At 33.0% G+C, this 25,939-nt stretch carries 24 protein-coding genes, 2 tRNA genes and 1 pseudogene; 23 read left to right on the top strand and 4 right to left on the bottom strand.

The genetic code is table 11. The features are described 5' to 3' along the window. The first annotated feature begins 35 nt into the window (after positions 1–35). The 23 genes and pseudogenes from P8625_RS07605 to rfbB all read left to right on the top strand — a co-directional run bounded on the left by P8625_RS07605 (position 36) and on the right by rfbB (position 20,625). Positions 36–722, top strand: coding sequence for a MotA/TolQ/ExbB proton channel family protein (locus P8625_RS07605; protein WP_279652852.1), 687 nt, complete (start codon positions 36–38; stop codon positions 720–722). Between the two features lie 81 nt (positions 723–803). Continuing rightward, positions 804–1,199, top strand: coding sequence for an ExbD/TolR family protein (locus tag P8625_RS07600; RefSeq protein WP_279652851.1), 396 nt, complete (start codon positions 804–806; stop codon positions 1,197–1,199). Continuing rightward, positions 1,200–2,018: an energy transducer TonB gene (locus P8625_RS07595; RefSeq protein WP_279652850.1), complete on the top strand. Its 819-nt coding sequence runs from the start codon at positions 1,200–1,202 to the stop codon at positions 2,016–2,018. Between the two features lie 162 nt (positions 2,019–2,180). Continuing rightward, entirely contained in the window at positions 2,181–2,612 is a 432-nt protein-coding gene (locus P8625_RS07590) for an adenylyltransferase/cytidyltransferase family protein (protein WP_279652846.1), read from the top strand. A gap of 5 nt (positions 2,613–2,617) precedes the next feature. Beyond that, complete coding sequence (locus P8625_RS07585) at positions 2,618–3,946, top strand: UDP-glucose dehydrogenase family protein (protein ID WP_279652845.1); 1,329 nt, start codon at positions 2,618–2,620, stop codon at positions 3,944–3,946. After that, positions 3,943–4,956 (top strand): NAD-dependent epimerase, encoded by a 1,014-nt coding sequence (locus P8625_RS07580; RefSeq protein WP_279652849.1) that lies wholly within the window; start codon positions 3,943–3,945, stop codon positions 4,954–4,956. The genes P8625_RS07585 and P8625_RS07580 overlap by 4 nt, the downstream gene beginning before the upstream one ends. A gap of 30 nt (positions 4,957–4,986) precedes the next feature. Next, entirely contained in the window at positions 4,987–6,195 is a 1,209-nt protein-coding gene (locus tag P8625_RS07575) for a bifunctional folylpolyglutamate synthase/dihydrofolate synthase (RefSeq protein ID WP_279652848.1), read from the top strand. 69 nt (positions 6,196–6,264) lie between these two features. Continuing rightward, a tRNA-Val gene (locus P8625_RS07570) sits at positions 6,265–6,339 on the top strand. A 27-nt stretch (positions 6,340–6,366) separates the two neighbouring features. Beyond that, positions 6,367–6,441 (top strand) — tRNA-Val (locus tag P8625_RS07565). Positions 6,442–6,537: 96 nt separating this feature from the next. Next, entirely contained in the window at positions 6,538–7,821 is a 1,284-nt protein-coding gene (locus P8625_RS07560) for a nucleotide sugar dehydrogenase (RefSeq protein ID WP_279652847.1), read from the top strand. Positions 7,822–8,239: 418 nt separating this feature from the next. Further along, entirely contained in the window at positions 8,240–8,671 is a 432-nt protein-coding gene (locus P8625_RS07555) for an adenylyltransferase/cytidyltransferase family protein (RefSeq protein WP_279652846.1), read from the top strand. Positions 8,672–8,676: 5 nt separating this feature from the next. Beyond that, positions 8,677–10,005, top strand: coding sequence for a UDP-glucose dehydrogenase family protein (locus P8625_RS07550; RefSeq protein WP_279652845.1), 1,329 nt, complete (start codon positions 8,677–8,679; stop codon positions 10,003–10,005). After that, the gene (locus P8625_RS07545; RefSeq protein ID WP_279652844.1) at positions 10,002–11,039 is read left to right on the top strand and encodes an NAD-dependent epimerase; all 1,038 of its coding nucleotides are present in this window, start codon (positions 10,002–10,004) and stop codon (positions 11,037–11,039) included. Before P8625_RS07550 ends, P8625_RS07545 begins: the two co-directional genes overlap by 4 nt. Beyond that, positions 11,032–12,144: pseudogene (locus tag P8625_RS16345) on the top strand (oligosaccharide flippase family protein). Before P8625_RS07545 ends, P8625_RS16345 begins: the two are co-directional and overlap by 8 nt. A 317-nt stretch (positions 12,145–12,461) precedes the next feature. Further along, positions 12,462–13,727 carry an O-antigen polymerase gene (locus P8625_RS07530; protein ID WP_279652841.1) on the top strand — a complete coding sequence of 422 codons (1,266 nt, stop codon included), beginning with the start codon at positions 12,462–12,464 and terminating at the stop codon, positions 13,725–13,727. Between the two features lie 27 nt (positions 13,728–13,754). After that, positions 13,755–14,927, top strand: coding sequence for a glycosyltransferase family 4 protein (locus tag P8625_RS07525; RefSeq protein ID WP_279652840.1), 1,173 nt, complete (start codon positions 13,755–13,757; stop codon positions 14,925–14,927). Then, on the top strand, positions 14,914–15,483 hold the full coding sequence (locus P8625_RS07520; protein WP_279652839.1) for an acyltransferase: 570 nt from the start codon (positions 14,914–14,916) through the stop codon (positions 15,481–15,483). Before P8625_RS07525 ends, P8625_RS07520 begins: the two co-directional genes overlap by 14 nt. 2 nt (positions 15,484–15,485) lie before the next feature. Beyond that, entirely contained in the window at positions 15,486–16,634 is a 1,149-nt protein-coding gene (locus tag P8625_RS07515) for a glycosyltransferase family 4 protein (protein WP_279652838.1), read from the top strand. Beyond that, positions 16,624–17,550, top strand: a complete 927-nt coding sequence (locus P8625_RS07510; protein WP_279652837.1) for an NAD-dependent epimerase/dehydratase family protein — start codon at positions 16,624–16,626, stop codon at positions 17,548–17,550. The genes P8625_RS07515 and P8625_RS07510 overlap by 11 nt, the downstream gene beginning before the upstream one ends. Before the next feature lie 2 nt (positions 17,551–17,552). Further along, complete coding sequence (locus tag P8625_RS07505; RefSeq protein WP_279652836.1) at positions 17,553–18,104, top strand: sugar transferase; 552 nt, start codon at positions 17,553–17,555, stop codon at positions 18,102–18,104. A 6-nt stretch (positions 18,105–18,110) separates the two neighbouring features. Then, positions 18,111–18,986: a glucose-1-phosphate thymidylyltransferase RfbA gene (rfbA, locus tag P8625_RS07500; RefSeq protein ID WP_279652835.1), complete on the top strand. Its 876-nt coding sequence runs from the start codon at positions 18,111–18,113 to the stop codon at positions 18,984–18,986. Between the two features lie 2 nt (positions 18,987–18,988). Then, a complete protein-coding gene (rfbC, locus tag P8625_RS07495; RefSeq protein ID WP_279652834.1) occupies positions 18,989–19,543 on the top strand; it encodes a dTDP-4-dehydrorhamnose 3,5-epimerase in 555 nt (184 codons plus the stop codon). Positions 19,544–19,575: 32 nt separating this feature from the next. Beyond that, positions 19,576–20,625, top strand: a complete 1,050-nt coding sequence (gene rfbB / locus P8625_RS07490) for a dTDP-glucose 4,6-dehydratase (protein WP_279652833.1) — start codon at positions 19,576–19,578, stop codon at positions 20,623–20,625. A gap of 56 nt (positions 20,626–20,681) precedes the next feature. Here the strand turns inward: rfbB and P8625_RS07485 are convergent, their stop codons facing one another. The 4 genes from P8625_RS07485 to cdd all read right to left on the bottom strand — a co-directional run bounded on the left by P8625_RS07485 (position 20,682) and on the right by cdd (position 25,862). Further along, entirely contained in the window at positions 20,682–22,514 is a 1,833-nt protein-coding gene (locus P8625_RS07485; RefSeq protein WP_279652832.1) for a muramidase family protein, read from the bottom strand. A gap of 25 nt (positions 22,515–22,539) precedes the next feature. Then, positions 22,540–24,075, bottom strand: a complete 1,536-nt coding sequence (gene guaA, locus P8625_RS07480) for a glutamine-hydrolyzing GMP synthase (protein ID WP_279652831.1) — start codon at positions 24,073–24,075, stop codon at positions 22,540–22,542. Positions 24,076–24,146: 71 nt separating this feature from the next. Next, complete coding sequence (locus P8625_RS07475) at positions 24,147–25,208, bottom strand: 3-oxoacyl-ACP synthase III family protein (RefSeq protein ID WP_279652830.1); 1,062 nt, start codon at positions 25,206–25,208, stop codon at positions 24,147–24,149. A 171-nt stretch (positions 25,209–25,379) separates the two neighbouring features. Next, complete coding sequence (cdd, locus tag P8625_RS07470) at positions 25,380–25,862, bottom strand: cytidine deaminase (protein ID WP_279652829.1); 483 nt, start codon at positions 25,860–25,862, stop codon at positions 25,380–25,382. Positions 25,863–25,939 lie beyond the last annotated feature (77 nt).

The raw sequence follows: 25,939 nt of genomic DNA, 5'->3' as shown, positions 1-25,939 counted from the left end.
TTCGTTAATACTAAAATAGATTTAAAAACAATTTAATGGTAGCATATTTTCAAGAACAAGAAGCGTTATTAGAAGAAGTTGCACAAGAAAAAACATTATCAATCTATAATTTGATAATGGATGGAGGTGTAGGAGGACAAATCATAATAGCCCTACTGTTTGTATTATTAGCGGTAGCCTTATATATTTATTTTGAACGATTTTTTGCCATAAAAGCAGCATCGAAAGTAGATATAAACTTTATGGATCAAATTAGAGATCACGTTACTAGCGGAAGAATCGATAGCGCAAAATCACTTTGTGACAATACCAATACACCCACAGCAAGATTAATAGGTAAAGGAATTTCTAGAATAGGAAAACCTTTAGAAGATATTAATACGGCGATAGAAAATGCGGGGAAGTTAGAAGTATATCAACTCGAAAAAAACGTATCAGTACTAGCAACCATTGCAGGAGCAGCTCCTATGATTGGTTTTTTAGGAACCGTAATTGGAATGATTGTTGCAATACACGAAATAGCAAACTCTGGAGGGCAAATTGATATTAAAATGTTATCAGACGGTTTGTATACAGCAATGACAACTACTGTTGCAGGTTTAATTGTGGGGATTATAGCCTATATCGCATACAACCATTTAGTGGTTAGAACAGATAAAGTAATCTACCAGATGGAAGCAAAATCGGTAGAATTTTTAGATTTACTAAACGAGCCAGTGTAACTAAGTGTAAAAGTTACAAAGTTTTAAAGTGGTAAAGTAACTTTCAAAACTTTCAACTTTTAACTTTCAAACTAAATCCGAATGAACTTACGAGGAAGAAATAAAGTCAATCCAAATTTCAATATGTCATCTATGACTGATATTGTTTTCTTGCTATTGATATTTTTTATGCTAACGTCAACATTGGTAACCGTTAGTGCTATTGATGTACTATTGCCTAAGGCTGGTGGAAAAACAGAGAACAATACTTCAGTAGCAGTAACCATTACTAAAGATGCTTCTTTCTATATAGATAAAACCAAGGTGAGTAATGCTAATTTGGAAAGAGAATTGGTAACAAAAGTAGGAAGCGATAAAAAGAAAACTGTTGTAATTCGAGGAGATCAAAATGTACCCTATAAAAAGGTAATGCAAGTAATTGATATTGCGAATAGAAATAAGTTAAAAATGACTTTAGCAGTAAAAGGAGGTAAATAAATGAAAGTTTTAGATACCCAACATAAACGTAAATCGGCTGTAATCACAGCTATTATTCTAATACTCTTATTAATTGGAATATATAACTACGGAATGAAATATCTCGATCCGCCTATTGAGTACGGATTAGCGATTAATTTTGGGAATTCAGATGTAGGAAGTGGTGAACCTGTTGAAAAAACAAAAGCTCAAGCTACTCCACAACAAGAAGAAGTGGTAGAAGAACAAGAAGAAGAAGTTTCTGAAGAGACAGTTAAAGAAGAAATGATTACAAATGATACTGCGGAAGAGGTGCCTGTAGTTGAAAAAAAGAAAGAAGAAAAAAAAGTAATTAAAGAAGCTCCGAAAGAAACAAAACCAAAAGAAAAACCCAAGCCAAAACCCTCGAAAGAAGCAACAGATGCCTTAAACAGTTTGCTAAACGGTACTTCAAATAACGGAGCCAATAAAGGTGAAGGAGACGATAACCAATCTGGAGTAAAAGGAAACGAACAAGGAGACCCTAGTTCAGATAAATATTATGGAAACTCGGGCAGTGGTTCAGGAGGAAATTATAACTTAGCAGGAAGAAAAGCACTCTCGAAACCTATAGAAAAGCCAGACTGTCAAGAAGAAGGAACGGTGGTAGTAATTATAGAAGTAAATCAAAATGGAAAAGTAATCAAAGCTACTCCCGGAGCCAAAGGAACCACCAATTCTGCTTTTTGTTTATACGACGCAGCAAAAAAAGCAGCATTGAAAACAACATGGAATGCCGATGGAAATGCACCATCAAAACAAAGAGGAACAATCATCTACAAGTTTTCTCTTTCAAAATAACATATCTTTGCAGAAAATTAGTAAATAAAGAAGTTCGATATCAAATTTAATTAACTAAAAATCAAAAGTGTGTCATCTCAATAATAAGAGTTACTTGTTTAAATGAGATTTTTTTCTCTTGTCAGAATGACACTCAAATGATTTTAAAAGGTATAATAAAAAATGAAAACAGGAATTACTTTCAGTGCATTTGATTTATTGCATGCAGGACATATTAAAATGTTAGAAGAAGCCAAGCGCCAATGCGATTACTTAATCTGTGGTTTGCAAACAGACCCAACCATCGACAGACCCGATAAAAACAGACCCGTACAATCGGTAGTTGAGCGATATATCCAGTTAAAAGGCTGTAAATATGTCGATGAAATCGTTCCGTATGCAACTGAGCAGGATTTAGAAGATATTCTTCGTTCCTTTCATATAGACGTACGAATTATAGGTGATGAATATGCCAACAAACAATTCACAGGAAGAGATTTTTGTGAGAAGAAAGGAATCAAATTGTACTTTAATAAAAGAGAACACCGTTTTTCTAGCAGTGGGTTGCGAAAAGAAGTTCATGATAAAGAAAGTTTGAAATCAAAAGATAAATAATAAATATGAAACTAGCTGTTATCGGAACAGGCTATGTAGGCTTGGTATCAGGAACCTGTTTTTCAGAAATGGGAAACAAAGTTACCTGTGTAGATATCGACCCCAAAAAAATAAGTAAGCTTCACCAAGGAATTATACCAATTTACGAACCAGGTCTAGAAAAGATGGTATTGAAAAATGTAGAGAAGAACAACTTATTCTTTACAACCAAGTTAGAAGAAGCCCTTGAAGAAGTTACTATTGTTTTTATAGCCGTAGGTACTCCTATGGGAGAAGACGGTTCGGCAGATTTGCAATATGTGTTGGCAGTGGCTAAAGAAATTGGTCAAAAGATGAACCACCGATTGATTGTCGTAAATAAATCTACCGTACCTGTGGGAACAGCCGATAAAGTAAGGGTAGCTATTCAATCGGAATTGGATAAAAGAAATGTGGCTATTGAATTTGATGTAGTTTCTAATCCCGAATTTTTAAAAGAAGGCGATGCCATCAACGATTTTATGAAACCTGATAGAGTGGTAATTGGAGCGGAGTCGGACTATGCTTTTGAAAAAATGCGCCAGTTGTACACTCCTTTTACAATGACCAACGACCGATTCATTACCATGGATGTACGTTCCGCAGAAATGACCAAGTACGCCGCCAATGCAATGCTAGCCACCAAAATATCGTTTATGAACGAAATCGCCAACATTTGCGAGCGCGTGGGAGCTGATGTAAACAATGTACGTGCAGGAATAGGGTCCGATTCACGAATTGGTTATAGTTTTATTTATCCCGGTGCAGGCTATGGAGGTTCTTGTTTCCCGAAGGATGTGAAAGCATTGAAAAAGATAGCAGAAGAACATGGTTATGAAGCCCAATTGATCAAGTCAGTAGAAGAAGTGAACAACCGCCAAAAATTTGTGATTGCAGAGAAAATCATCAAAAGATTTGGAGAAGATTTAACAGGAAAAACATTTGGTTTATGGGGATTGGCATTCAAACCAGAAACCGACGATATGCGTGAAGCCCCAGCGATTTATGTGGTAAAAGAACTGGTGAAGAGAGGGGCAAAAGTACAAGCATACGACCCAAAAGCGATGGAAGAAGCAGCACATTTTTATTTAAAAGATGTGGAGAACATCACTTACAAGAAAGCTAAATATGAAGTATTGGCTAATGCAGATGCGTTGATTTTATTGACAGAGTGGAAGGAGTTTCGTTCACCAGATTTTTCAGAAATTCAACAGCAACTGAAAACCCCAGTTATTTTTGATGGAAGAAATCAGTACCATAGCTATCATTTAGAAGAAAGAGGATTTGAATATTATCAAATAGGAAAGAACTCATGAAGATTTTAGTTACAGGAGCAGCAGGGTTTATCGGGTTCCATTTAAGTAAAAAATTACTAACTGAAGGACATGAAGTAGTAGGAATCGATAATATTAACGACTATTACGATGTCAATTTAAAATATGCTCGGTTACAACAATTAGGAATAGATAGAAAAAAAGCTGAGGTATTTCATCAAGAAATGACAAGTGCTACTTTTAATAATTTTAAGTTTATACGATTGAACTTAGAAGATAAAGAAGCACTATTTCAATTATTCACTACCGAAAAATTTGAAGTAGTTTGTCACCTAGCAGCCCAAGCAGGAGTGCGTTACAGTATCGAAAATCCCGATGTGTATATTCAAAGCAATATTGTTGGGTTTTTAAATATTTTGGAGTGTTGCCGACATCATGAAATCAAACATTTGGTGTATGCCAGTAGCTCAAGTGTGTACGGCTCCAACAAAAAAGTGCCTTTTTCCGAGGGAGATAGGGTTGATACTCCCGTGAGTTTGTATGCAGCTACGAAGAAAAGTAACGAATTGATGGCTCATACCTACAGTCATCTATATAAAATGCCCACTACAGGATTGCGATTTTTCACGGTGTACGGACCATGGGGACGACCCGACATGGCACCTATACTGTTTGCTGATGCCATTTCAAACAACCGTCCCATCAAAGTGTTCAACAACGGAGATATGGAACGAGATTTTACTTATGTAGATGATATAGTAGAAGGGGTACAAAGAGTACTAGAAAAATCGGTTGAAGATAGAGAAGAACTCTATAAAATCTATAACATAGGTAACAACGATTCAGTAAAATTGTTAGATTTCATTACAACAATGGAAGCCAATTTAGGAAAAGAGGCGGTTAAAGAAATGTTACCCATGCAACCAGGGGATGTCAAAAAAACCTGGGCAAATGTGGATGGTTTAATAAAGGATTATAACTACAAACCTCAGGTAAAAATAGAAGAAGGAGTACGTCGTTTTGTACAATGGTATCAAGAATATCACAGTTAATTTTTCATCTTAATTTGTTTTAAAATTCACATGACTTACGAACAAGTACTAGACTGGATGTTTGCACAGTTACCCATGTACCAACGTCAGGGGCAAACAGCATTCAAAAAAGACTTAACCAATATTATTGCGTTTTGCAACGAACTTGGAAATCCACAGCAAAAGTTCAAAACTATTCATGTAGGAGGAACGAATGGAAAAGGCTCTACCAGTCACATGATAGCTTCCATACTACAGGAAGCAGGATATAAAGTAGGCTTGTATACCTCTCCTCATTTGAAAAGTTTCACAGAACGCATTCGAATCAATGGAGAAGAGATTTCTAGAGAAGCAGTAGTTGAGTTTATCGAAAAAAACAAAGCTTTTTTAGAAAAGCAACGATTGTCATTTTTTGAAATGACCGTAGGAATGGCATTTGAAGAATTTGCCAGTCAAAAAGTAGATATCGCCGTGATTGAAGTTGGTTTAGGAGGTAGGCTAGATTCAACGAATATCATTACACCTGAAGTTTCAGTAATTACCAATATCGGATTAGACCATACCCAGTTTTTAGGAGAAACCCTACCTGAAATAGCTTTTGAAAAAGCAGGAATCATCAAAAAGAATGTTCCCGTAGTGATTGGTGAGCGACAAAAAGAAACAGAAGAAGTGTTTGTTATGAAGGCAAACGAATGCAATGCTCCCATTGTATTTGCTTCGGATACTAAGCAACACTATAAGACTGATTTATTAGGTGACTATCAACAAAACAATGTAACCACAGCAGTAACCACCATTCATCAATTAAAAGAATTTACAATTTCCGAGGAAAACATCACAAACGGATTGTTACATGTGGTTTCCAATACCAACTTAAAAGGTCGCTGGCAAGTATTGCAAGAACATCCAAAGGTAATCTGTGATACAGCACACAACAAAGAAGGGTTGTTGTACACATTAAAACAGTTAGAAAAAGAAAAATACAAGCAATTGCACATTGTTTTAGGAGTCGTTTCTGATAAGAATTTGAACGAAGTTTTACCGCTGTTTCCAAAAAAAGCAAGCTATTATTTTTGCAAACCCAATATTCCCCGAGGATTGTTTGTAGATAAATTAAAAGAACAAGCAGATGTGTTTAGTTTGAAAGGAAAGGTGTTTGATTCTGTAAATCAAGCTTTTGAAAAAGCAAAAAATAATGCTTCCGAAGAAGACGTTATTTATGTGGGCGGAAGCACGTTTGTAGTAGCGGAAGTTTTATAGAAAAAAATAAAAAAAGTTATTGTCAATCTCTAAAACTGTTATATATTTGCATCCGCAATTAACAAGTAAGGGCGCGTAGCTCAGTTGGTTCAGAGCACTTGGTTTACACCCAAGGGGTCAGGGGTTCGAATCCCTTCGCGCCCACAACTCTTACAAAAGTTAATTTCAAACGGGCGCGTAGCTCAGTTGGTTCAGAGCACTTGGTTTACACCCAAGGGGTCAGGGGTTCGAATCCCTTCGCGCCCACTAAAAGTCTAATCATTTAATGGTGAGACTTTTTTTGTTTTATAATCTTTTGTTCATACTATTTTTTGTAGTTTTGCGGACTTAGAAAGTGGAAACATGAATAATCAAAAAATTGCCGTAATAGGGTTAGGGTATGTAGGATTGCCTTTAGCAAGATTATTTGCAACAAAATACTCTGTAGTAGGCTTCGATATAAATAAGGAAAGAGTTGCAGAGTTAATGTCTGGAGTAGATGCTACTTTAGAAGTTGAAAATGAAGTGTTACAATCGGTACTGGTAGAAAAACCATCGGATGTGAATGGGCTTTTTTGTTCAGCATCGTTAGAAGATATTAAAGATTGTAATTATTATATTGTAACAGTGCCTACCCCGGTAGATAAGAATAATCGTCCTGTACTTACTCCATTAATTAAAGCGAGTGAAACGGTTGGGAAGGTTTTAAAAAAAGGGGATATTGTTATCTATGAATCAACAGTATATCCTGGAGTGACTGAGGAAGAATGTATTCCAGTATTAGAACAGGTTTCTGGATTAAAATTCAATGAGGACTTTTATGGAGGATATTCTCCAGAACGTATTAATCCTGGAGATAAAGAACATACGGTTGAGAAAATTTTAAAAGTAACTTCTGGTTCTACACCTGAGATAGGTAAGAAAGTAGATGATTTGTATAAATCGGTGATTACTGCAGGAACGCATTTAGCACCAACGATTAAAGTAGCAGAAGCATCTAAAGTGATAGAGAATTCTCAACGAGATATCAACATTGCTTTTATAAATGAGTTGGCAAAGATTTTTGGATTGATGAATATCAATACTAATGATGTGTTAGCAGCGGCAGGAACCAAATGGAACTTTTTACCGTTTAAACCCGGATTAGTTGGAGGACATTGTATAGGAGTAGATCCGTATTATTTAGCACAAAAAGCACAGGAGTTTGGGTATCATCCAGGGATTATTTTAGCAGGAAGAAGAATGAATGATGGAATGGGAGAGTATGTAGCTTCTCAGGTTATTAAGTTAATGATTGATAAAGATATCAAAATTAAAAAAGCTGAAGTATTAATTTTGGGAATTACGTTTAAAGAAAATTGTCCAGATGTACGTAATACCAAGGTTGTAGACGTGGTTAAGAGCTTGAAAGAGTATAATACAAATGTAACAATCTATGATCCTTGGGCTGATGTAGAAGAAGTAAAGAGAGAGTACAATTTACAATCAATAAAAGAATCGCCACAAGGTAAATATGATGCGGTTGTATTAGCTGTAGCACATAATGAATATAAAGGCATGGATTTAAAATCAATTATGAAAGATGGAGCTGTGGTGTATGATGTTAAAGGAGTATTACCTGAAGAAATAGTTGATAGGACGTTGTAATGAAAAATTTTTTGCTTATTATGAGTATCAGGATATGTTGTTCCACTTTATTTAAAAATGGTTAAAAATGCAAGTAATGTCATGTAGCTGAATTGGGAAAAATGATAAGTAATATTAGGAAGTTATTTTTTCAAAAGCTGATTTTTTTGTGGAGTTTGAGCATTTTGATAGTTATATTAAAAAATTAAAGCATCAGTGAAATGTTTAGTTAGATATGACTATAAATAGAGAAGAGATTTAGTTCAGCTCATGGTTTCGATTTACAGACTACAAGTCGTCGAGAGGTGTTGATAGAGATGGATTAGGTTTACAAGATGCTAGGTAATAGATGGAGGTTGTTCATGATATCCGAAATATGGAGTTGACAAATATTGGAAAGTAGCATTGCTTTTTTATAAAAATATGAATAAGTAAATTATTGAAAACAGGAATTACTTTCAGTGCATTTGATTTATTGCATGCAGGACATATTAAAATGTTAGAAGAAGCCAAGCGCCAATGCGATTACTTAATCTGTGGTTTGCAAACAGACCCAACCATCGACAGACCCGATAAAAACAGACCCGTACAATCGGTAGTTGAGCGATATATCCAGTTAAAAGGCTGTAAATATGTCGATGAAATCGTTCCGTATGCAACTGAGCAGGATTTAGAAGATATTCTTCGTTCCTTTCATATAGACGTACGAATTATAGGTGATGAATATGCCAACAAACAATTCACAGGAAGAGATTTTTGTGAGAAGAAAGGAATCAAATTGTACTTTAATAAAAGAGAACACCGTTTTTCTAGCAGTGGGTTGCGAAAAGAAGTTCATGATAAAGAAAGTTTGAAATCAAAAGATAAATAATAAATATGAAACTAGCTGTTATCGGAACAGGCTATGTAGGCTTGGTATCAGGAACCTGTTTTTCAGAAATGGGAAACAAAGTTACCTGTGTAGATATCGACCCCAAAAAAATAAGTAAGCTTCACCAAGGAATTATACCAATTTACGAACCAGGTCTAGAAAAGATGGTATTGAAAAATGTAGAGAAGAACAACTTATTCTTTACAACCAAGTTAGAAGAAGCCCTTGAAGAAGTTACTATTGTTTTTATAGCCGTAGGTACTCCTATGGGAGAAGACGGTTCGGCAGATTTGCAATATGTGTTGGCAGTGGCTAAAGAAATTGGTCAAAAGATGAACCACCGATTGATTGTCGTAAATAAATCTACCGTACCTGTGGGAACAGCCGATAAAGTAAGGGTAGCTATTCAATCGGAATTGGATAAAAGAAATGTGGCTATTGAATTTGATGTAGTTTCTAATCCCGAATTTTTAAAAGAAGGCGATGCCATCAACGATTTTATGAAACCTGATAGAGTGGTAATTGGAGCGGAGTCGGACTATGCTTTTGAAAAAATGCGCCAGTTGTACACTCCTTTTACAATGACCAACGACCGATTCATTACCATGGATGTACGTTCCGCAGAAATGACCAAGTACGCCGCCAATGCAATGCTAGCCACCAAAATATCGTTTATGAACGAAATCGCCAACATTTGCGAGCGCGTGGGAGCTGATGTAAACAATGTACGTGCAGGAATAGGGTCCGATTCACGAATTGGTTATAGTTTTATTTATCCCGGTGCAGGCTATGGAGGTTCTTGTTTCCCGAAGGATGTGAAAGCATTGAAAAAGATAGCAGAAGAACATGGTTATGAAGCCCAATTGATCAAGTCAGTAGAAGAAGTGAACAACCGCCAAAAATTTGTGATTGCAGAGAAAATCATCAAAAGATTTGGAGAAGATTTAACAGGAAAAACATTTGGTTTATGGGGATTGGCATTCAAACCAGAAACCGACGATATGCGTGAAGCCCCAGCGATTTATGTGGTAAAAGAACTGGTGAAGAGAGGGGCAAAAGTACAAGCATACGACCCAAAAGCGATGGAAGAAGCAGCACATTTTTATTTAAAAGATGTGGAGAACATCACTTACAAGAAAGCTAAATATGAAGTATTGGCTAATGCAGATGCGTTGATTTTATTGACAGAGTGGAAGGAGTTTCGTTCACCAGATTTTTCAGAAATTCAACAGCAACTGAAAACCCCAGTTATTTTTGATGGAAGAAATCAGTACCATAGCTATCATTTAGAAGAAAGAGGATTTGAATATTATCAAATAGGAAAGAACTCATGAAGATTTTAGTTACAGGAGCAGCAGGGTTTATCGGGTTCCATTTAAGTAAAAAATTACTAACTGAAGGACATGAAGTAGTAGGAATCGATAATATTAACGACTATTACGATGTCAATTTAAAATATGCTCGGTTACAACAATTAGGAATAGATAGAAAAAAAGCTGAGGTATTTCATCAAGAAATGACAAGTGCTACTTTTAATAATTTTAAGTTTATACGATTGAACTTAGAAGATAAAGAAGCACTATTTCAATTATTCACTACCGAAAAATTTGAAGTAGTTTGTCACCTAGCAGCCCAAGCAGGAGTGCGTTACAGTATCGAAAATCCCGATGTGTATATTCAAAGCAATATTGTTGGGTTTTTAAATATTTTGGAGTGTTGCCGACATCATGAAATCAAACATTTGGTGTATGCCAGTAGCTCAAGTGTGTACGGCTCCAACAAAAAAGTGCCTTTTTCCGAGGGAGATAGGGTTGATACTCCCGTGAGTTTGTATGCAGCTACGAAGAAAAGTAACGAATTGATGGCTCATACCTACAGTCATCTATATAAAATGCCCACTACAGGATTGCGATTTTTCACGGTGTACGGACCATGGGGACGACCCGACATGGCACCTATACTGTTTGCTGATGCCATTTCAAACAACCGTCCCATCAAAGTGTTCAACAACGGAGATATGGAACGAGATTTTACTTATGTAGATGATATAGTAGAAGGGGTACAAAGAGTACTAGAAAAATCGGTTGAAGATAGAGAAGAACTCTATAAAATCTATAACATAGGTAACAACGATTCAGTAAAATTGTTAGATTTCATTACAACAATGGAAGCCAATTTAGGAAAAGAGGCGGTTAAAGAAATGTTACCCATGCAACCAGGGGATGTCAAAAAAACCTGGGCAAATGTGGATGGTTTAATAAAGGATTATAACTACAAACCTCAGGTAAAAATAGAAGAAGGTGTGCATTGTTTTGTTAGATGGTTTATAAGCATTCAAGAATCTAAATTTATAATATTTAATGGGTGATTTAAAGAAAAAGATGTTAAAAGGATCTTTGTGGTCTTTAACAAGTCAGTTAGGATATTTGATAATTATACTTTTAACTAATATTATCTTTACAAGAATTTTACCCCCAAGTGAATTTGGTAAAATAGGGGTTGTTATGTTTTTTATTTTAGTTTCAGGAGTCTTTGTAGAAGGAGGGTTAGGAGCAGCACTTGTTAGGAAAGAAAAAATAAAAAAAATAGACTATTCTACAGTATTTACTTTTAATTTAATACTTGGTGTTTTTTTCTTTTTTATTATTTGTTTCATCAGAAAAAATAGCGGATTATTATGAAGATAATAGCTTTATAAACTACATAAAATTATCATCTGTAATTCTTATAATTAACTCTTTTCAAGTTGTTGGTAGTACAATGTTGATAAGAGATTTTAAGTTTAAAGAAAGAGGAATTTATCGTTTTTTTTCTATGCTTTTTGCGTCAATAATTGGGGTGTTATTAGCTTTATATAGTTTTGGAGTATGGGCATTAATACTTATTCAATTATTATATTCTCTTTTTTTTCGATTTTATTAATAGTTTCACAGAAATATTTTGTACCTCTTAGGTTTAATTATACATCTTTTAAAACTTTATATAAGTTTGGTATAAATACATCAATAACTTCAGTTTTAAGTTCTATTTATGATAATATTTATCAAGTAGTATTGGCTAAGTATTTTTCTCAGACTCAAGCGGGGTTTTATTATCAGTCAAAAAGATTACAAGATGTTCCTAATAATTTAATCAACTTGCTTTTGCAGAGCGTAGCTTTTTCAGGACTTTCTAAAGTACAACAAGATTCAAAAAAAATGAATGCGGCTTTTTTTAAAATATCAACATATGTCTCCGTTATCATGGGAATTTTAATAGTTGTTGTAGTTTCTTATGGAGACGATATATTAAAATTAGTATATGGAAGTGAATGGAGCGAAGGATATTTTTTTATACAAATATTATCAATATCTTCTTTTTTCTTTTTACAAGAAATGTTAAGTAGAGTTTTTTTTAAGGTTATTAATAAAACTGAAAAGATATTACATATTGATTTATTAAAAAAAGCATACAAGCGATATCTATTCTTTTAGGAATATTGTATAGAAGCATAGAGTTTTTATTGTTAGGACTTTTAATAACAAATATTTTAAGTTATTTAATTAGTTTTTATTCTTCATCTAAAGAAATGGTCATCAAAGATAACAGGTTTAAGGAAGTATTTAAAATAATTTTTACTTCGTTAATATTAATTTTTTGGTCTTTCTTCATAAAGGCGTATTTTTCATTTTGGATATACAGTATTAATGTGCTGTTTATAATTATAGTTTACTTTTTAGTGTTAAGAACATTAAATATATTTGATATTTTTATTGAGTTAAAACAAATAAAAAAAGTCATTAAATAATATATGGAACAATTAAAACATAGATTCTTAATTTTTATATTTTTAATTTTAAGTTTAACTTTCTTGTTGTTAGGGTTTTATATTTTGTCTATTTCTATGCTTTTTATTACTTCGATAATAATTAGTAAAATATATATAAATTATTCATCTTTTATATTGCACTGGGTTAATCCTTTCATGTTATTACATAACTTTAGTTATTATATATATTTACTGATAATAGTAGATAATCAAAGTTTAAACCAAGGATTTATTAGACCAATGCTAATAATGGGGTATATCTCATTTACAACATTTAATTTATTAACTATTTATTTTTTTGAAAGAAATAAAAAAAGAATGAGTAAGTTAAAAAAAATTAAAATAGATCCATATGTGTTCAAGATTATTTGGATTTTATCTCTTTTATCTGTTTTAATTTACTTAAGTGTTATTTATACAACAAATAGCTTAAATACTAAGAGAATGATTAAAAATTTTATTGCTGATAATCCAGTTTTAAGATATTTATATGCTATTACAGGTTTGCTAGTTACACTTTCAATTTATAATGTATATAAGAATGGGTATAATAGAAAATTAATGTTGCTCTATGGTTTTTTATTTTGTTTTATATTTTTGTTTTTAGGGGAACGAGATTTATTATTTACTTATATCATAGGGGTGATTTTTTTTTATGGTTATAAAAAAAAATGTTTTCCAATATTTATCTATTATTCCTTTTTTATATTTGTAGCTTTATTGGCTCCTTTAACACAGCAGCTCAAGTCAGTATTAGTGTCTGAAGATAAATTAAATATTGAAAGTGATTTTAAAAGTATGGGGTTTAATGAATTTATGACTGTGGGCAAGAATATTCATAGAGTATACGGTGTAAATAAACTTAAAACAATTGAGGATAAAAAATTGATTATAGATGATTTTGGTAATTTTTTAGGGATAACAAGAAATTCAGGTAATTGGTATAATAGAGTTTTCCTTGAACGGCCTCAAGGTTCTACAGGTTTAGGGTATTCCTTACAACTGTCTGGATATATGGATTTTGAATATTTTGGGGTTTTTATTGTTTATTTTATTGTGTCAATTTTTACATCAAAGTATTATAATTATCTCAATTCATCAGTTTTAGGGCTATCTTTTTTGGTAACCCTTGTTTCACTGTTAATTTATGTCCAAAGACAAGATTTGGCATACTTTTTAAACTTTTCAATAAAGTTTATTGTCGTCCCCTTCATAATTTTAACAAAAACTAAATTGGTTAAAAAATAATAAAATAAATAATAAGAAGAGTGAGAAATGAAAGCATTATTTATACATGATCATTATTTTGTACATGATAAAGTTAATGATAAATATTATGATGGATCTGGAGGTAGTTTTACCAAATATATGTGGGATAGGTATTTGTCAGTTTTTGATGAGTTATTAGTTATAGGAAGAGAAAAGGAAAATTTACCAAATAAATTAGTGATTTCTTCTTCTAATAATGTGGGTTTTGTACTTATTGATGATATTAAATCTTCTAAAGATAAAATTCTAAAGTATAAGATAATAAAGAAAAAAATAAAAACAGAAATAGAAAAGGTAGATTTTGTAATATCTAGGTTGCCTAGTACTTTAGGTTTTTTTGCTATTGATATATGTAAAGAAATAAATAAGCCATACCTGATTGAAGTCGTAGGCTGTCCTTTTGATGCCTATTGGAATTATGGTGGGATGCTGACTAAAGTTATAGCACCAATACAGTATTTTAAGTTAAGAAATTATGTCAAAAAGTCTGAAAACATAATTTACGTTACACAGAAGTTCTTACAATCAAGATATCCAAATAAAAAGCAAACAATAGGAATATCAAATGTAAATTTGAAAGAAGTACAAAATGTAGGTTCTGTATTAAGCTTTTATAATAAAAGTTTTGAAACTTTTAATATAGGATTAATAGGGTCTTTTCATGTTAAATATAAAGGACATGTTGAAGCTATAAAGGCTTTAAAATATCTTGTAAATAAAGGACAAAAGAATATAAGGTTAAATTTAGTTGGAACAGGAGACTCTGGGTGGTTGCTGGATATAATTCAAGAATTAAATTTAAATCAATTTGTGAATATAATAGGTTTACTTGAAGCAGGAGAAAAAGGAATTTTACCTTTTTTGGATAAACAACACCTGTATATTCATCCATCTAAACAAGAAGGATTACCTAGAGTTGTAATTGAAGCAATGAGTAGAGGGCGTTTAGTATTAGGAGCATCTGTGGCTGGAGTTCCAGAACTTTTAAGTGAAAAATTTTTACACAAACCAGGAGATTGGAAAAAGTTAGCAAATCAGATAGAATATATTTATTCATCCAAGTATATGTGGGAGAAAATGATAAAAGAGAATATTGAAATAGCATTAAAGTATAAAGAAGGAATTCTTCAAGAAAAGAGAGTAAGTTTTTTTAAAAAAATAATGAATGAAAGAAATTAAAAATCAGTTAAGATATGTTTTACCATTGTGGCTTGTTTCTTTAATAACTAGCTGGCTGCCAGATAACAGGATTGTGATTAGAATTAGAGGTTTTTTGATGGGTTTTTTCTTAAAAAAGTGTGGGAAAAATTTTACTGTAGGTAGAGATGTTACGTTGTTAAATACATTTAATTTGACAGTTGGGGATAATGTGTATCTAGCTAAAGGGTGTTGGTTAAATGCGATGGGTGGTTTAGAAATAGAAGATGAAGTTGTTTTTGGTCCTTATGTAGTTATTAGTACTTTACAGCATACTTTTAAAAATAAAAGTGTAAAGCAAGGAGGTAGTATTGCGAAAAAAGTACATATAAAGAAAGGAAGTTGGTTGGCAGCAAATAGTTCTGTAAAGTGCGGTGTTACTATAGGGAAAGGAAACTTAATAGCAGCTAATTCCTTTATTGTAGATGATACTGAAGATAATAAAGTATTAGGAGGTGTGCCAGCCAAAGTAATAAAAGAAAATGTAGATACAAATGATACAAACGTGTTTTATTCAAGAAATAAACTAAATAAATAATTTTGAAAGTTTTAATAGCAGTATCGGATTCTTTTTGTGGTAATTTTATCAGGGGGCAGGCAAGGTATTTAAAAGAAAAAGGCAATGAAGTAGTATTAGTTTCACCAAAAGGAGCTGAAGTAGAAAAGATAGTGAAAAGTGAAGGATGCAAGCATATTGAAGTATCTTTTTCAAGAGAAATATCAATAATTAATGATATAAAGTCTTTCTTTAAGGTAATTAAAATACTTTTAAAGGAAAAACCTTCAATAGTAAATGCAGGTAACCCAAAGACAGGATTACTTTTTACTCTAGCGGGTGTGTTTTTTCCCAGTAGACGAATTGTTTTTACTTTGCGAGGTGTAAGATCAGATACATTAAAGGGGGTAAAAAAAGAAATTGTCAGGTTTACTGAGTTTATTTCATGTTATTTAGCAGACAAAGTAATTGTAATTAGCCCTTCGCTTTTCGAGCATGCTGTAAAAATTAAAATTTTAAAAATAGATAAAGGGATTTTAATAGGTAAAGGAAGTAGCAATGGAATAGATACATCAAAATTTATGTTGTCTGAGCGTAATGTTATAAAAGGGAAGAAGTTAAGAGATAATCTGTCTTTAAATCAAGATGATATACTAATAGGTTTTGTAGGAAGAATTGTTAGAGATAAAGGAGTTGAAGAGCTATATGAAGCATTTAAAATAGCATCTGAGAAAGAAGAAAACCTTAAGTTAATATTAGCTGGGCCAATTGAAGAAAATGACACTATAAGCTATAAGGTTTTAATTGAAATGAAACAAAATAAGAATGTTTATTTTTTGGGGAAGAAAGAAGATGTCACAGAAGTTTTTGCAGCAATAGATGTTCTAGTTTTATATTCTTATAGAGAGGGTTTTGGGAATGTAGTACTTGAAGCATCGTCTATGAAAAGACCAGTTATAGTTTCTGATATACCAGGAGCAAGAGATACTGTTTCAGATAAAAAAAGTGGTTTTTTGATCCCTTTAAACAACATAGCATTGCTGTCTGAAAGCATCTTGATTTATGCTAGGAATCCTGAGTTGAGAAATATGCATGGAGATTATGGAGAGAAAAGAGCAAGAAAATTTTTTAAATCTGAAGTAATCTGGGAGGGCCAACTTGATTTATATAAAACGTTGGTATATGAAACATAATTTAATAATTACTGGAATTTCTGGCTTTGTAGGACAAAACTTAGAAAACTATTTAAATAAGCAATATGTTTTGGATGGTGTTTCCAGAAGTAAAATTGACAATAATTTAAGTTATAAAGACTTATCAAAAGAACTATTATCATCATATAATACTTTTATTCACCTCGCAGGGAAAGCACATGATTTAAAAAACACATCAGAAGAAAAAGAATATTTTGAGGTAAACACTGAGTTGACTAAAACTTTATTTGATAATTTTTTAAACAGTGACTGTGAAGTTTTCATTTATATGAGTTCTGTAAAAGCTACTGCTGATGAAGTTGAAGGTATACTTGATGAAAATCATAAGTCAAATCCGGTTACAGCCTATGGAAAATCAAAGTTAGCTGCTGAACAGTATATTTTGTCAAAAGAAATTCCGGAAAACAAAAGAGTTTATATTTTACGTCCTTGTATGATTCATGGACCTAATAATAAAGGAAACCTGAATTTGTTATATAATTTTGTATCCAAAGGAATTCCTTATCCTTTAGGGAAATATGAAAATAAACGATCATTTTTAGCAGTTGAAAATCTTTGTTTTGTAATCAAAGAATTAGTAGAAAATAAAGATATTCAGTCGGGTGTGTATAATGTAGCAGATGATGAATCCTTATCAACAAATGAATTGGTGAAAACAATAGGTGTAGGAGTTAATAAAAATGTGAGGATATTTAACACTCCTAAAGTATTCATTAATATGTTAGCAAAACTTGGAGACATATTATCATTTCCAATTAATTCAGAAAGAGTTCAAAAATTGACAGAGGACTATGTGGTTTCAAACAAAAAAATAAAAAGTGCCTTAGGAATTAATGAGTTCCCATTGAGTACAAGAGAAGGAATAATAAAAACAATTAAAAGCTTTACGGAATAACTATGATACGATTTTTTGATTTTGTATTTTCACTTTTTGGAATTTTACTTTTATGGCCAATAGGGTTAGCCATATATGTATTAGGGTTGTTTGATACTGGTTCACCGCTTTTTAAACAAGAAAGAGTAGGTAAAAATCAAAAGTCATTTACGCTATTAAAGTTCAGGACTATGAGTGTTAGTACTCAATCAGTAGCAACGCATCTAGCTAATAGTAGTTCAGTAACAAAATTAGGAACTTTTTTAAGAAGTTCAAAATTAGATGAATTACCACAACTTATTAATGTATTAAAAGGAGATATGAGCTTGGTAGGACCGAGACCTAATCTTTTTAATCAAGAAGAGTTAATTAAAGAGAGGAGTAAAAGAGGAGTATATAACTTTTTACCAGGTATCACTGGTTTAGCTCAAATAAATGAAGTAGATATGTCTACTCCTAAAAAGCTTGCAGAGATTGACGCTGAAATGTTAGAATCGTTAACGGTAAAAAAATATTTTCATTATATTTTAGCAACAGTTGGAGGTAAAGGTTCTGGAGATAGAATAAAAGAATAAATCTATATGAAAGGCATCATACTAGCAGGCGGATCAGGAACACGGTTATATCCTATCACTAAAGGAGTCTCTAAACAGCTGCTTCCTGTGTACGATAAACCGATGATTTACTATCCTTTATCGGTATTGATGTTGGCTGGTATTCGAGAAATTTTGATTATTTCTACTCCAGAAGATTTGCCAAGTTTTCAAAAGTTATTAGGAGATGGAAGTGACTTAGGGATTCAACTGAGTTATGCCGAACAACCTTCACCAGATGGATTGGCGCAAGCATTCATTATTGGTGAAGAGTTTATAGGAAGTGATGATGTATGTTTAATCTTAGGAGACAATATCTTCTACGGACATGGATTACCTGAACTATTGCAAGCTGCGATAAACAATGTTAAGAAAGAAAATAAAGCCACTATTTTTGGCTATACTGTCAAAGACCCACAACGCTACGGTGTGGTGGATTTTGATGATGATGGAAGGGCGATTTCTATCATCGAAAAACCAACGAATCCAACGTCTAATTATGCCGTAGTTGGCTTGTATTTTTATCCGAATAATGTGATAGAAGTAGCTAAAGATGTACAACCTTCTCAAAGAGGAGAATTAGAAATTACGTCCGTGAATCGATATTATTTAGAAAACGACCAGTTAAAAGTTGCATTGATGGGTCGTGGCTATGCATGGTTAGATACAGGAACGCATGATTCTTTATTAGAAGCAAGTCAGTTTATTGAAACTATAGAAAAACGTCAAGGGTTAAAAGTAGCTTGTATAGAAGAGATAGCTTTGTATATGGGGTATATCAATAAAGAACAAATTAGAAAATTGGCAGCACCCTTGCAAAAAAGTAGCTACGGACAATACTTAGTTAACATAGGAAAAGAGTAACGATGAATTTTACAAAAACGGATATTCCTGAAGTTGTTGTTATTGAACCCAAAGTTTTTGGAGATCAAAGAGGGTATTTTTTTGAATCGTTCAACCAGAAAGAATTTGAAGAAAATATAGGGCAAGTAAACTTTGTGCAAGACAATGAATCGAAATCGACTTTTGGTGCTTTACGAGGCTTGCATTTCCAAAAACCACCGTATGCTCAAGCAAAGCTAGTGCGTTGTGTACAAGGAAAAGTCTTAGATGTAGTAATAGATGTTAGAAAAAACTCGCCTACTTATGGAAAGCATATTGCTGTAGAATTATCCGAAGAAAATAAAAAGCAAGTGTTTATTCCGAGAGGTTTTGCTCATGGATTTGTAACTTTATCTAAAGAAGCTATTTTTGCATATAAAGTAGATAATTGGTATGCCCTTGAATACGACTCAGGAATTGTTTGGAACGACACAACGTTAAATATCGACTGGAAAATCAATCCAAAGAAAGTGATACTTTCTTCAAAAGACCAACAGCTTTCTACTTTTAAAGCATTACAAACTCCATTCATTTATTAGTAACTTTGAGGAGTTTATATACTAAACTTTTTATGAAATACATTTTAATAACAGGAGGAGCAGGTTTTATAGGTTCACATGTAGTTCGCTTATTTGTGAATACCTACCCTGAATATCATATTGTTAACTTAGATGCGTTGACTTATGCAGGCAATCTAGAAAATTTAAAAGATATTGAGGGGCGTCCGAATTACACCTTTGTTAAGGGTGATGTTTGTGATGAAGATTTGGTAAAAAAACTGTTTACTAAGTATATATTTGATGGTGTCATTCACTTAGCTGCAGAGTCGCATGTAGACCGTTCTATTACCAATCCATTATCATTTGTAAGAACGAATGTTTACGGAACATTGAATTTGTTAGAAGCGGCGAAAAATAGTTGGAATGGTAATTTTGAAGGAAAACGTTTTTATCATATTTCTACCGATGAGGTCTATGGAAGCTTGGGAGACGATGGCTTTTTTACAGAACAGACTCCTTACAATCCAAAATCGCCTTATTCAGCATCCAAAGCATCGTCAGACCATTTTGTAAGAGCTTATCACAATACCTATGGATTGCCGATTGTAATTTCTAACTGCTCCAATAATTATGGTTCGCATCAATTTCCTGAGAAGCTAATTCCATTATTTATCAATAATATTTGTAAAAACAAGCCTTTACCAGTCTACGGAAAAGGAGAAAATGTTCGAGATTGGTTATATGTAGAAGACCACGCTCGAGCAATCGATCGTATTTTTCATCAAGGAAAATTAGGAGAAACCTATAACATTGGCGGATTTAATGAGTGGAAAAATATCGACTTGATACATCTTCTTATAAAAACAGTAGATAAGCAGTTAGGTAGAGAAGAAGGAACTTCTGAAAAACTAATTACGTATATTAAAGATAGAGCAGGGCATGATTATCGTTATGCAATAGACGCATCAAAACTTAAAATGCAGTTAGGTTGGGAGCCTTCTTTACAGTTTGAAGAAGGAATTAAAAAAACGGTACAGTGGTATTTGACAAATGAAGATTGGGTACATAATGTAACGAGCGGAGACTACCAAAAGTACTATCAGCAGCTATACGAATCATAAAAAAATCCGAAACTAATGCTATAATTTCGGATGTGATTACTTTTATTTGAAGTAGGTTATCTTAATCTGCTTAAACTAAGATCTCTATTATATTTAATAACAAACAAACCCCTATTGTAGCTGCTTCCAAGGACTTTCTTTTTATAATCAAACTTATTTTCAACACGTAAAGAAACTCCCTTTTCGAAGGTTTCTTTCAGGTCATTTCCAGAAGCCAAACGCATGAGAATATCATACGTAATGTCAAATCCTTTGATAGCATAATCGGTGGGAATTGTATTATTCTTCTGGAAGTATTTCTTGTTAAAAGCTTTTGTTTCTATAGCATCTTCATCTGTATACGTGTTAGAAACATACGTAAAGTTAATTTGAGCTAACTTATTATTATCAATTTTGTCATAAGCTTCACCCTTGTCAATAGCAAAAACTTGCACATTGATCTTGTCAGGTAGGCTAATCATACTGTTCAAAGCATCTGCCACAACGACATTATCATCAGAAGCAATAATGACCCAATTATGTCTTTCCGTAGGCATTTTTTCAGTAAATCGTACTCTTTTTATATAGCCATTTTTTGGTTTTAAAACATGAATATCATGAATACTATCATGTTTTTTTAATTCGGAAATGATTTTAGAAACTCTTGTATTTGTTGCTTTTTCATCATCACTTACAATGAAAATCTCTTGATCTTTATAACTAGCTTTTAAGTAGGAAGCTAGGTAATTTGTATAGCTTTCTTTTTCTGGTGAGGTTTTTATCAACTTAGAAGAAGAAAATTTATTTTGTTTGCTAGAGTAGTGAGGAAAAACAACGGGTACATTTATATCACGAGCCACCTCTTCTGCTTTATCAGAATAAAAAGGACCAACAATCACATCGGTATTCTCTAACTTGTTGTCATTCAGTATGTCAGTAATATTTTCTCCTCTATTACCTGTGTCAAAAACAGCTACATTAATCTGTATTCCTTGTTTTATAATAGAATCAATAGCTATTTCAGCACCCATATAAAAATCGGTTACCATATTTGCTAGTTGATTTCCATCAAAAATATCGTTACTTGTTTTTTCTGAATATTCATCAGCTTTGAAAGGAAGTAAAATGGAAAGGTTAATAGAGGTGTCTTCCATTATTTCATCCTTGTAAAAGGTGTAATTTTCCTCTTCGTTTACTTCTTCAATAGGTTTAATTTTAAGTAATTGCCCAATTGAAAGATTGTTGTCAACTAAATCAGGATATTCAGGATTCAATCGTAGTAAATCTTCTTTAGTGATATTATAGAAACGAGTTAAGCCAAAAACAGTTTCATCCTTAACTACAGTATGAGTTAAAAAATTCTTTAAAACCGCTGCTTTATCTATCGTAATTGTTTTTTCGATAGCTTTTACTTTCAATACCTGACCGATGCTTAAATTGTTGCTTTGAATATTGGTGTATTCAGGATTGTATTTAATTAAGTCGTCCTTAGTAATACCGTATTGTCTCGTAATTCGATATACGGTTTCTCCTTTTTGCACCGTGTGAGTTTCATATTCAACCACGGTCTGCTTGAAAATAGTATCGTTAGCTTCAGAAGTAAGGTCTTCATTATTGGTATTATCATCTACTGTTTCCTTTTCTTTTGATGAAGAAGCAGTATCACTAGATGAAGAAGTACTTTTTTTAATTTTAGGATTCGGAATTACAATTACCGTATTGGCACCTGGGTTTCTTCCAACATCGGGATTTAAACGTAATAAATCCTTTGTCTTTATATCCAAGCGATTCGCAATATCTCTCATAGTTTCTCCTTCTTGAACTTTATAAGAGATGTAGCGTTTTTGCTGCCCACAAGAAATGGTGAAGGTTAAGATAAAAGCTAAAAATAAAAACTGTAATTTCTTCATCTAATTTGTTGTTATTTGTAAAAAACTATTCCCACTCTATAGTTGCTGGCGGTTTTGAGCTGATATCATATACAACTCTATTCACACCTTTCACATTATTTATTATTTTATTCGATGTTTTTTGCAAAAATTCATAGGGCAAATTTACCCAATCTGCAGTCATACCATCGGTACTTTCTACGGCACGTAACGCTACTACTTTTTCGTAGGTTCTCTCATCACCCATTACCCCTACAGAATTTACAGGTAATAAAATGGCACCTGCTTGCCATACCTTGTCGTACAAACCATTTTCTTTCAATCCATTAATGAATATAGCGTCTACTTCTTGTAATATACGAACTTTTTCTGCCGTAATATCTCCTAAGATTCTGATACCTAAACCAGGTCCAGGAAATGGGTGACGTCCTAACAGCTCTTTGTCAATCCCCATAGAAGCACCTACACGACGCACTTCGTCTTTAAAAATCATACGTAATGGTTCTACTACTTTTAGCTTCATAAAATCAGGTAAACCACCTACATTATGATGACTTTTTATCGTTGCCGATGGTCCTCCGTTTACAGAAACCGATTCAATTACGTCAGGATAAATGGTTCCTTGCGCTAACCATTTTGCATCTTCTATTTGATGTGCTTCGTCGTCAAAAACATCAATAAAAACTTTACCAATAGCTTTGCGTTTAGCCTCTGGTTCACTCAAACCTGCGAGTTCATCCAAAAAACGTGCCGAAGCATCTACACCTTTAACGTTCAATCCCATTCCTTCGTATTGTTTTAATACATCGGAAAATTCATTTTTACGTAACAATCCGTTGTTTACAAAAATACAATGTAAATTAGCACCTATTGCTTTATGTAATAATACTGCTGCAACGGTTGAATCTACACCTCCAGAGAGTCCTAAAACAACTTTATCATCACCTATCTTTGCTTTTAACTCAGTAACCGTTTCATCAACAAAAGAATCTGGTGTCCAAGTTTGAGCAACTCCAGCTATAGTAACTAAAAAATTCTGTAATAATTGTTTACCATCTGTAGAATGATACACTTCAGGATGAAATTGAATGGCATAGGTAGTTTCATTCTCTATTTTGTATGCAGCATTCTCAACATCGTGAGTACTTGCTAATAAGATACCGCCTGTTGGTAATTCTTTAATCGTATCTGAATGACTCATCCAAACTTGACTTCCTTCTGAAATATTTTTAAAGAAATCTTCACCTGCTTTTACATAAGATAAATTAGCTCTTCCATATTCACGTGTATTGGAAGGAGCTACCAGTCCACCAGAAAAATGCGCTAAATATTGTGCTCCGTAGCATACTGCCAATAAAGGTTTTTTACCTCTAATTTCTGATAAATCTGGATGTGGAGCTTCTTCTGAACGAACAGAAGATGGACTTCCTGAAAGAATTACGGCTTTAAAATCGTTTAAATTTTGTGGTATTTTGTTGTAAGGATGAATTTCACAATAAATGTTTAATTCTCTTACGCGGCGTGCAATTAACTGTGTGTATTGCGAGCCGAAATCTAATATAAGTACGTTGTGTTGTTGCATGCGCAAAAATAGTACTTAGATTTTAGATTTGCGAGAATATTTAATAAGAAATTAATACGACTGAAAAACTATCAATACTTGTAAACAATTGCATTAATATTCATACCAGCACCTACTGAGGCTAGAATAATAACTTCTCCTTTTTTTACTTCTTGGTTTTCAATATTTCCTTTTAAAACAAGGTCGAGTAGGGTAGGTACTGTGGCTACTGAGCTATTTCCTAATTTGTGAATACTCATAGGCATTACTCCTTCAGGAATCGGTTTTTTATACAGTCGATAAAAGCGTTTGATAATAGCTTCGTCCATTTTCTCATTTGCCTGGTGAATAAAAACCTTTTTAACGTCGTCAATACTCAACCCACTTTTATCTAAAGCGATCTTCATTGCGTTTGGAACGTTGTTTAATGCAAATTCATAAATTTTTCGTCCGTGCATTTTTATATAGCGAATATCCTTGTCTTTGTTCTTGTCAAAAGAGTTGCCAAAGAATAAATAATAAGCTTCCTCTTTTGTATGGGTTTGTGAGGCATGACTTAAAATTCCGCTGTCATCTTTATCCGAAGCTTCAACTATACATGCACCAGCACCGTCACTATAAATCATAGAATCTCTATCGTTTACGTCGATAACTCTAGAGAGTGTTTCGGCTCCGATAACCAAGCATTTTTGAGCTATACCAGCTTTTATAAAAGCTTGTGCTTGAATAACGCCTTCAATCCACCCAGGACAGCCAAATAAGATATCGTAGGCTACACAATTAGGGTTTTCAATTTCAAGCAAGTATTTTACACGGGTTGCCAAACTGGGGAGAATATCGCTTTGAATAGCTCCTTCTTTTACATCTCCGAAATTATGAGCAAAAATAATATAGTCTAATTCTTCAGCAGTAATATTGGCATCTTCAATAGCTTTTTTTGCTGCAAAAAAACCAAGGTCAGACGTGTTGTACTCAGCTTTTGCGTAGCGTCGTTCTTCGATACCAGTAATCGATTTAAACTTTTCAATAATTACAGCATTCGGATTGCTGAAGGAAGTACCATCAGCATTTAAAAAGACGTTATCGTTAAACTTACTGTTTTCTTTTATGATTGAAGGTATAAAAGTTCCTGTTCCTGTAATTGCTGGTTTCATTAGAAATACTATTTTTAAATGTTGAGGACTTACAAATAAAGCATTTTTATTGTCGATAACCTCTTTATTTTACGTCGATTTTTTAAAATTATCATATTCTTAAAAAAGAAAAACTGTATTTTCTTTTTTATAAAAAACAACGTTTTTTTTGTCATTTTAATGACAGGTTAGCTATAGATAAGAGCTGTCAAAAGAAAAAGGCAATAAAGAAAGCAAGGACTCAGTTTTTATAATTTTACCAACTTCTCCCATAAAAATAATTTCAATAGGGTGTTTTTGATTGATTTCATATTCAGATAATGTTTGTCGACAAGCACCACAAGGTCCAACGGGTTTGTTAACCGTAGTGTTTTCTGAGGCAGCCGTAATGGCTATTTTTTTTACCTTCATGTTAGGGAATTCTGAGCCAGCTTTCCAAATAGCAACCCTTTCTGCGCACATGCCCGAAGGGTAAGCGGCACTTTCTTGATTGTTGCCTAAAATAACATGCCCATTATCTAGTAGAATAGCTGCACCTACATTAAATTTTGAATACGGAGCATACGCTTTTTGTCTTGCTTCTACTGCTTTTTGTATTAAAAATGCATCTTCTGTTGTTAATTGCGAAACATCATCAAATATCGTAGCGGTAGTAGTTATCTCAATTTTTTTCATGATAAAACGATTAGTCAAAAAAAGCAGTCTTAGAGACTGCTTTAGTATTCTGTGATTACGAATTTATAAAAAAATAC

Origin of the sequence: Tenacibaculum tangerinum (assembly GCF_029853675.1) — a bacterium.
GTDB lineage: Bacteria > Bacteroidota > Bacteroidia > Flavobacteriales > Flavobacteriaceae > Polaribacter > Polaribacter tangerinum_A.
The sequence above is the reverse complement of the archived record's forward strand: the minus strand, read 5'-3'. Positions and strand labels throughout refer to the sequence as shown.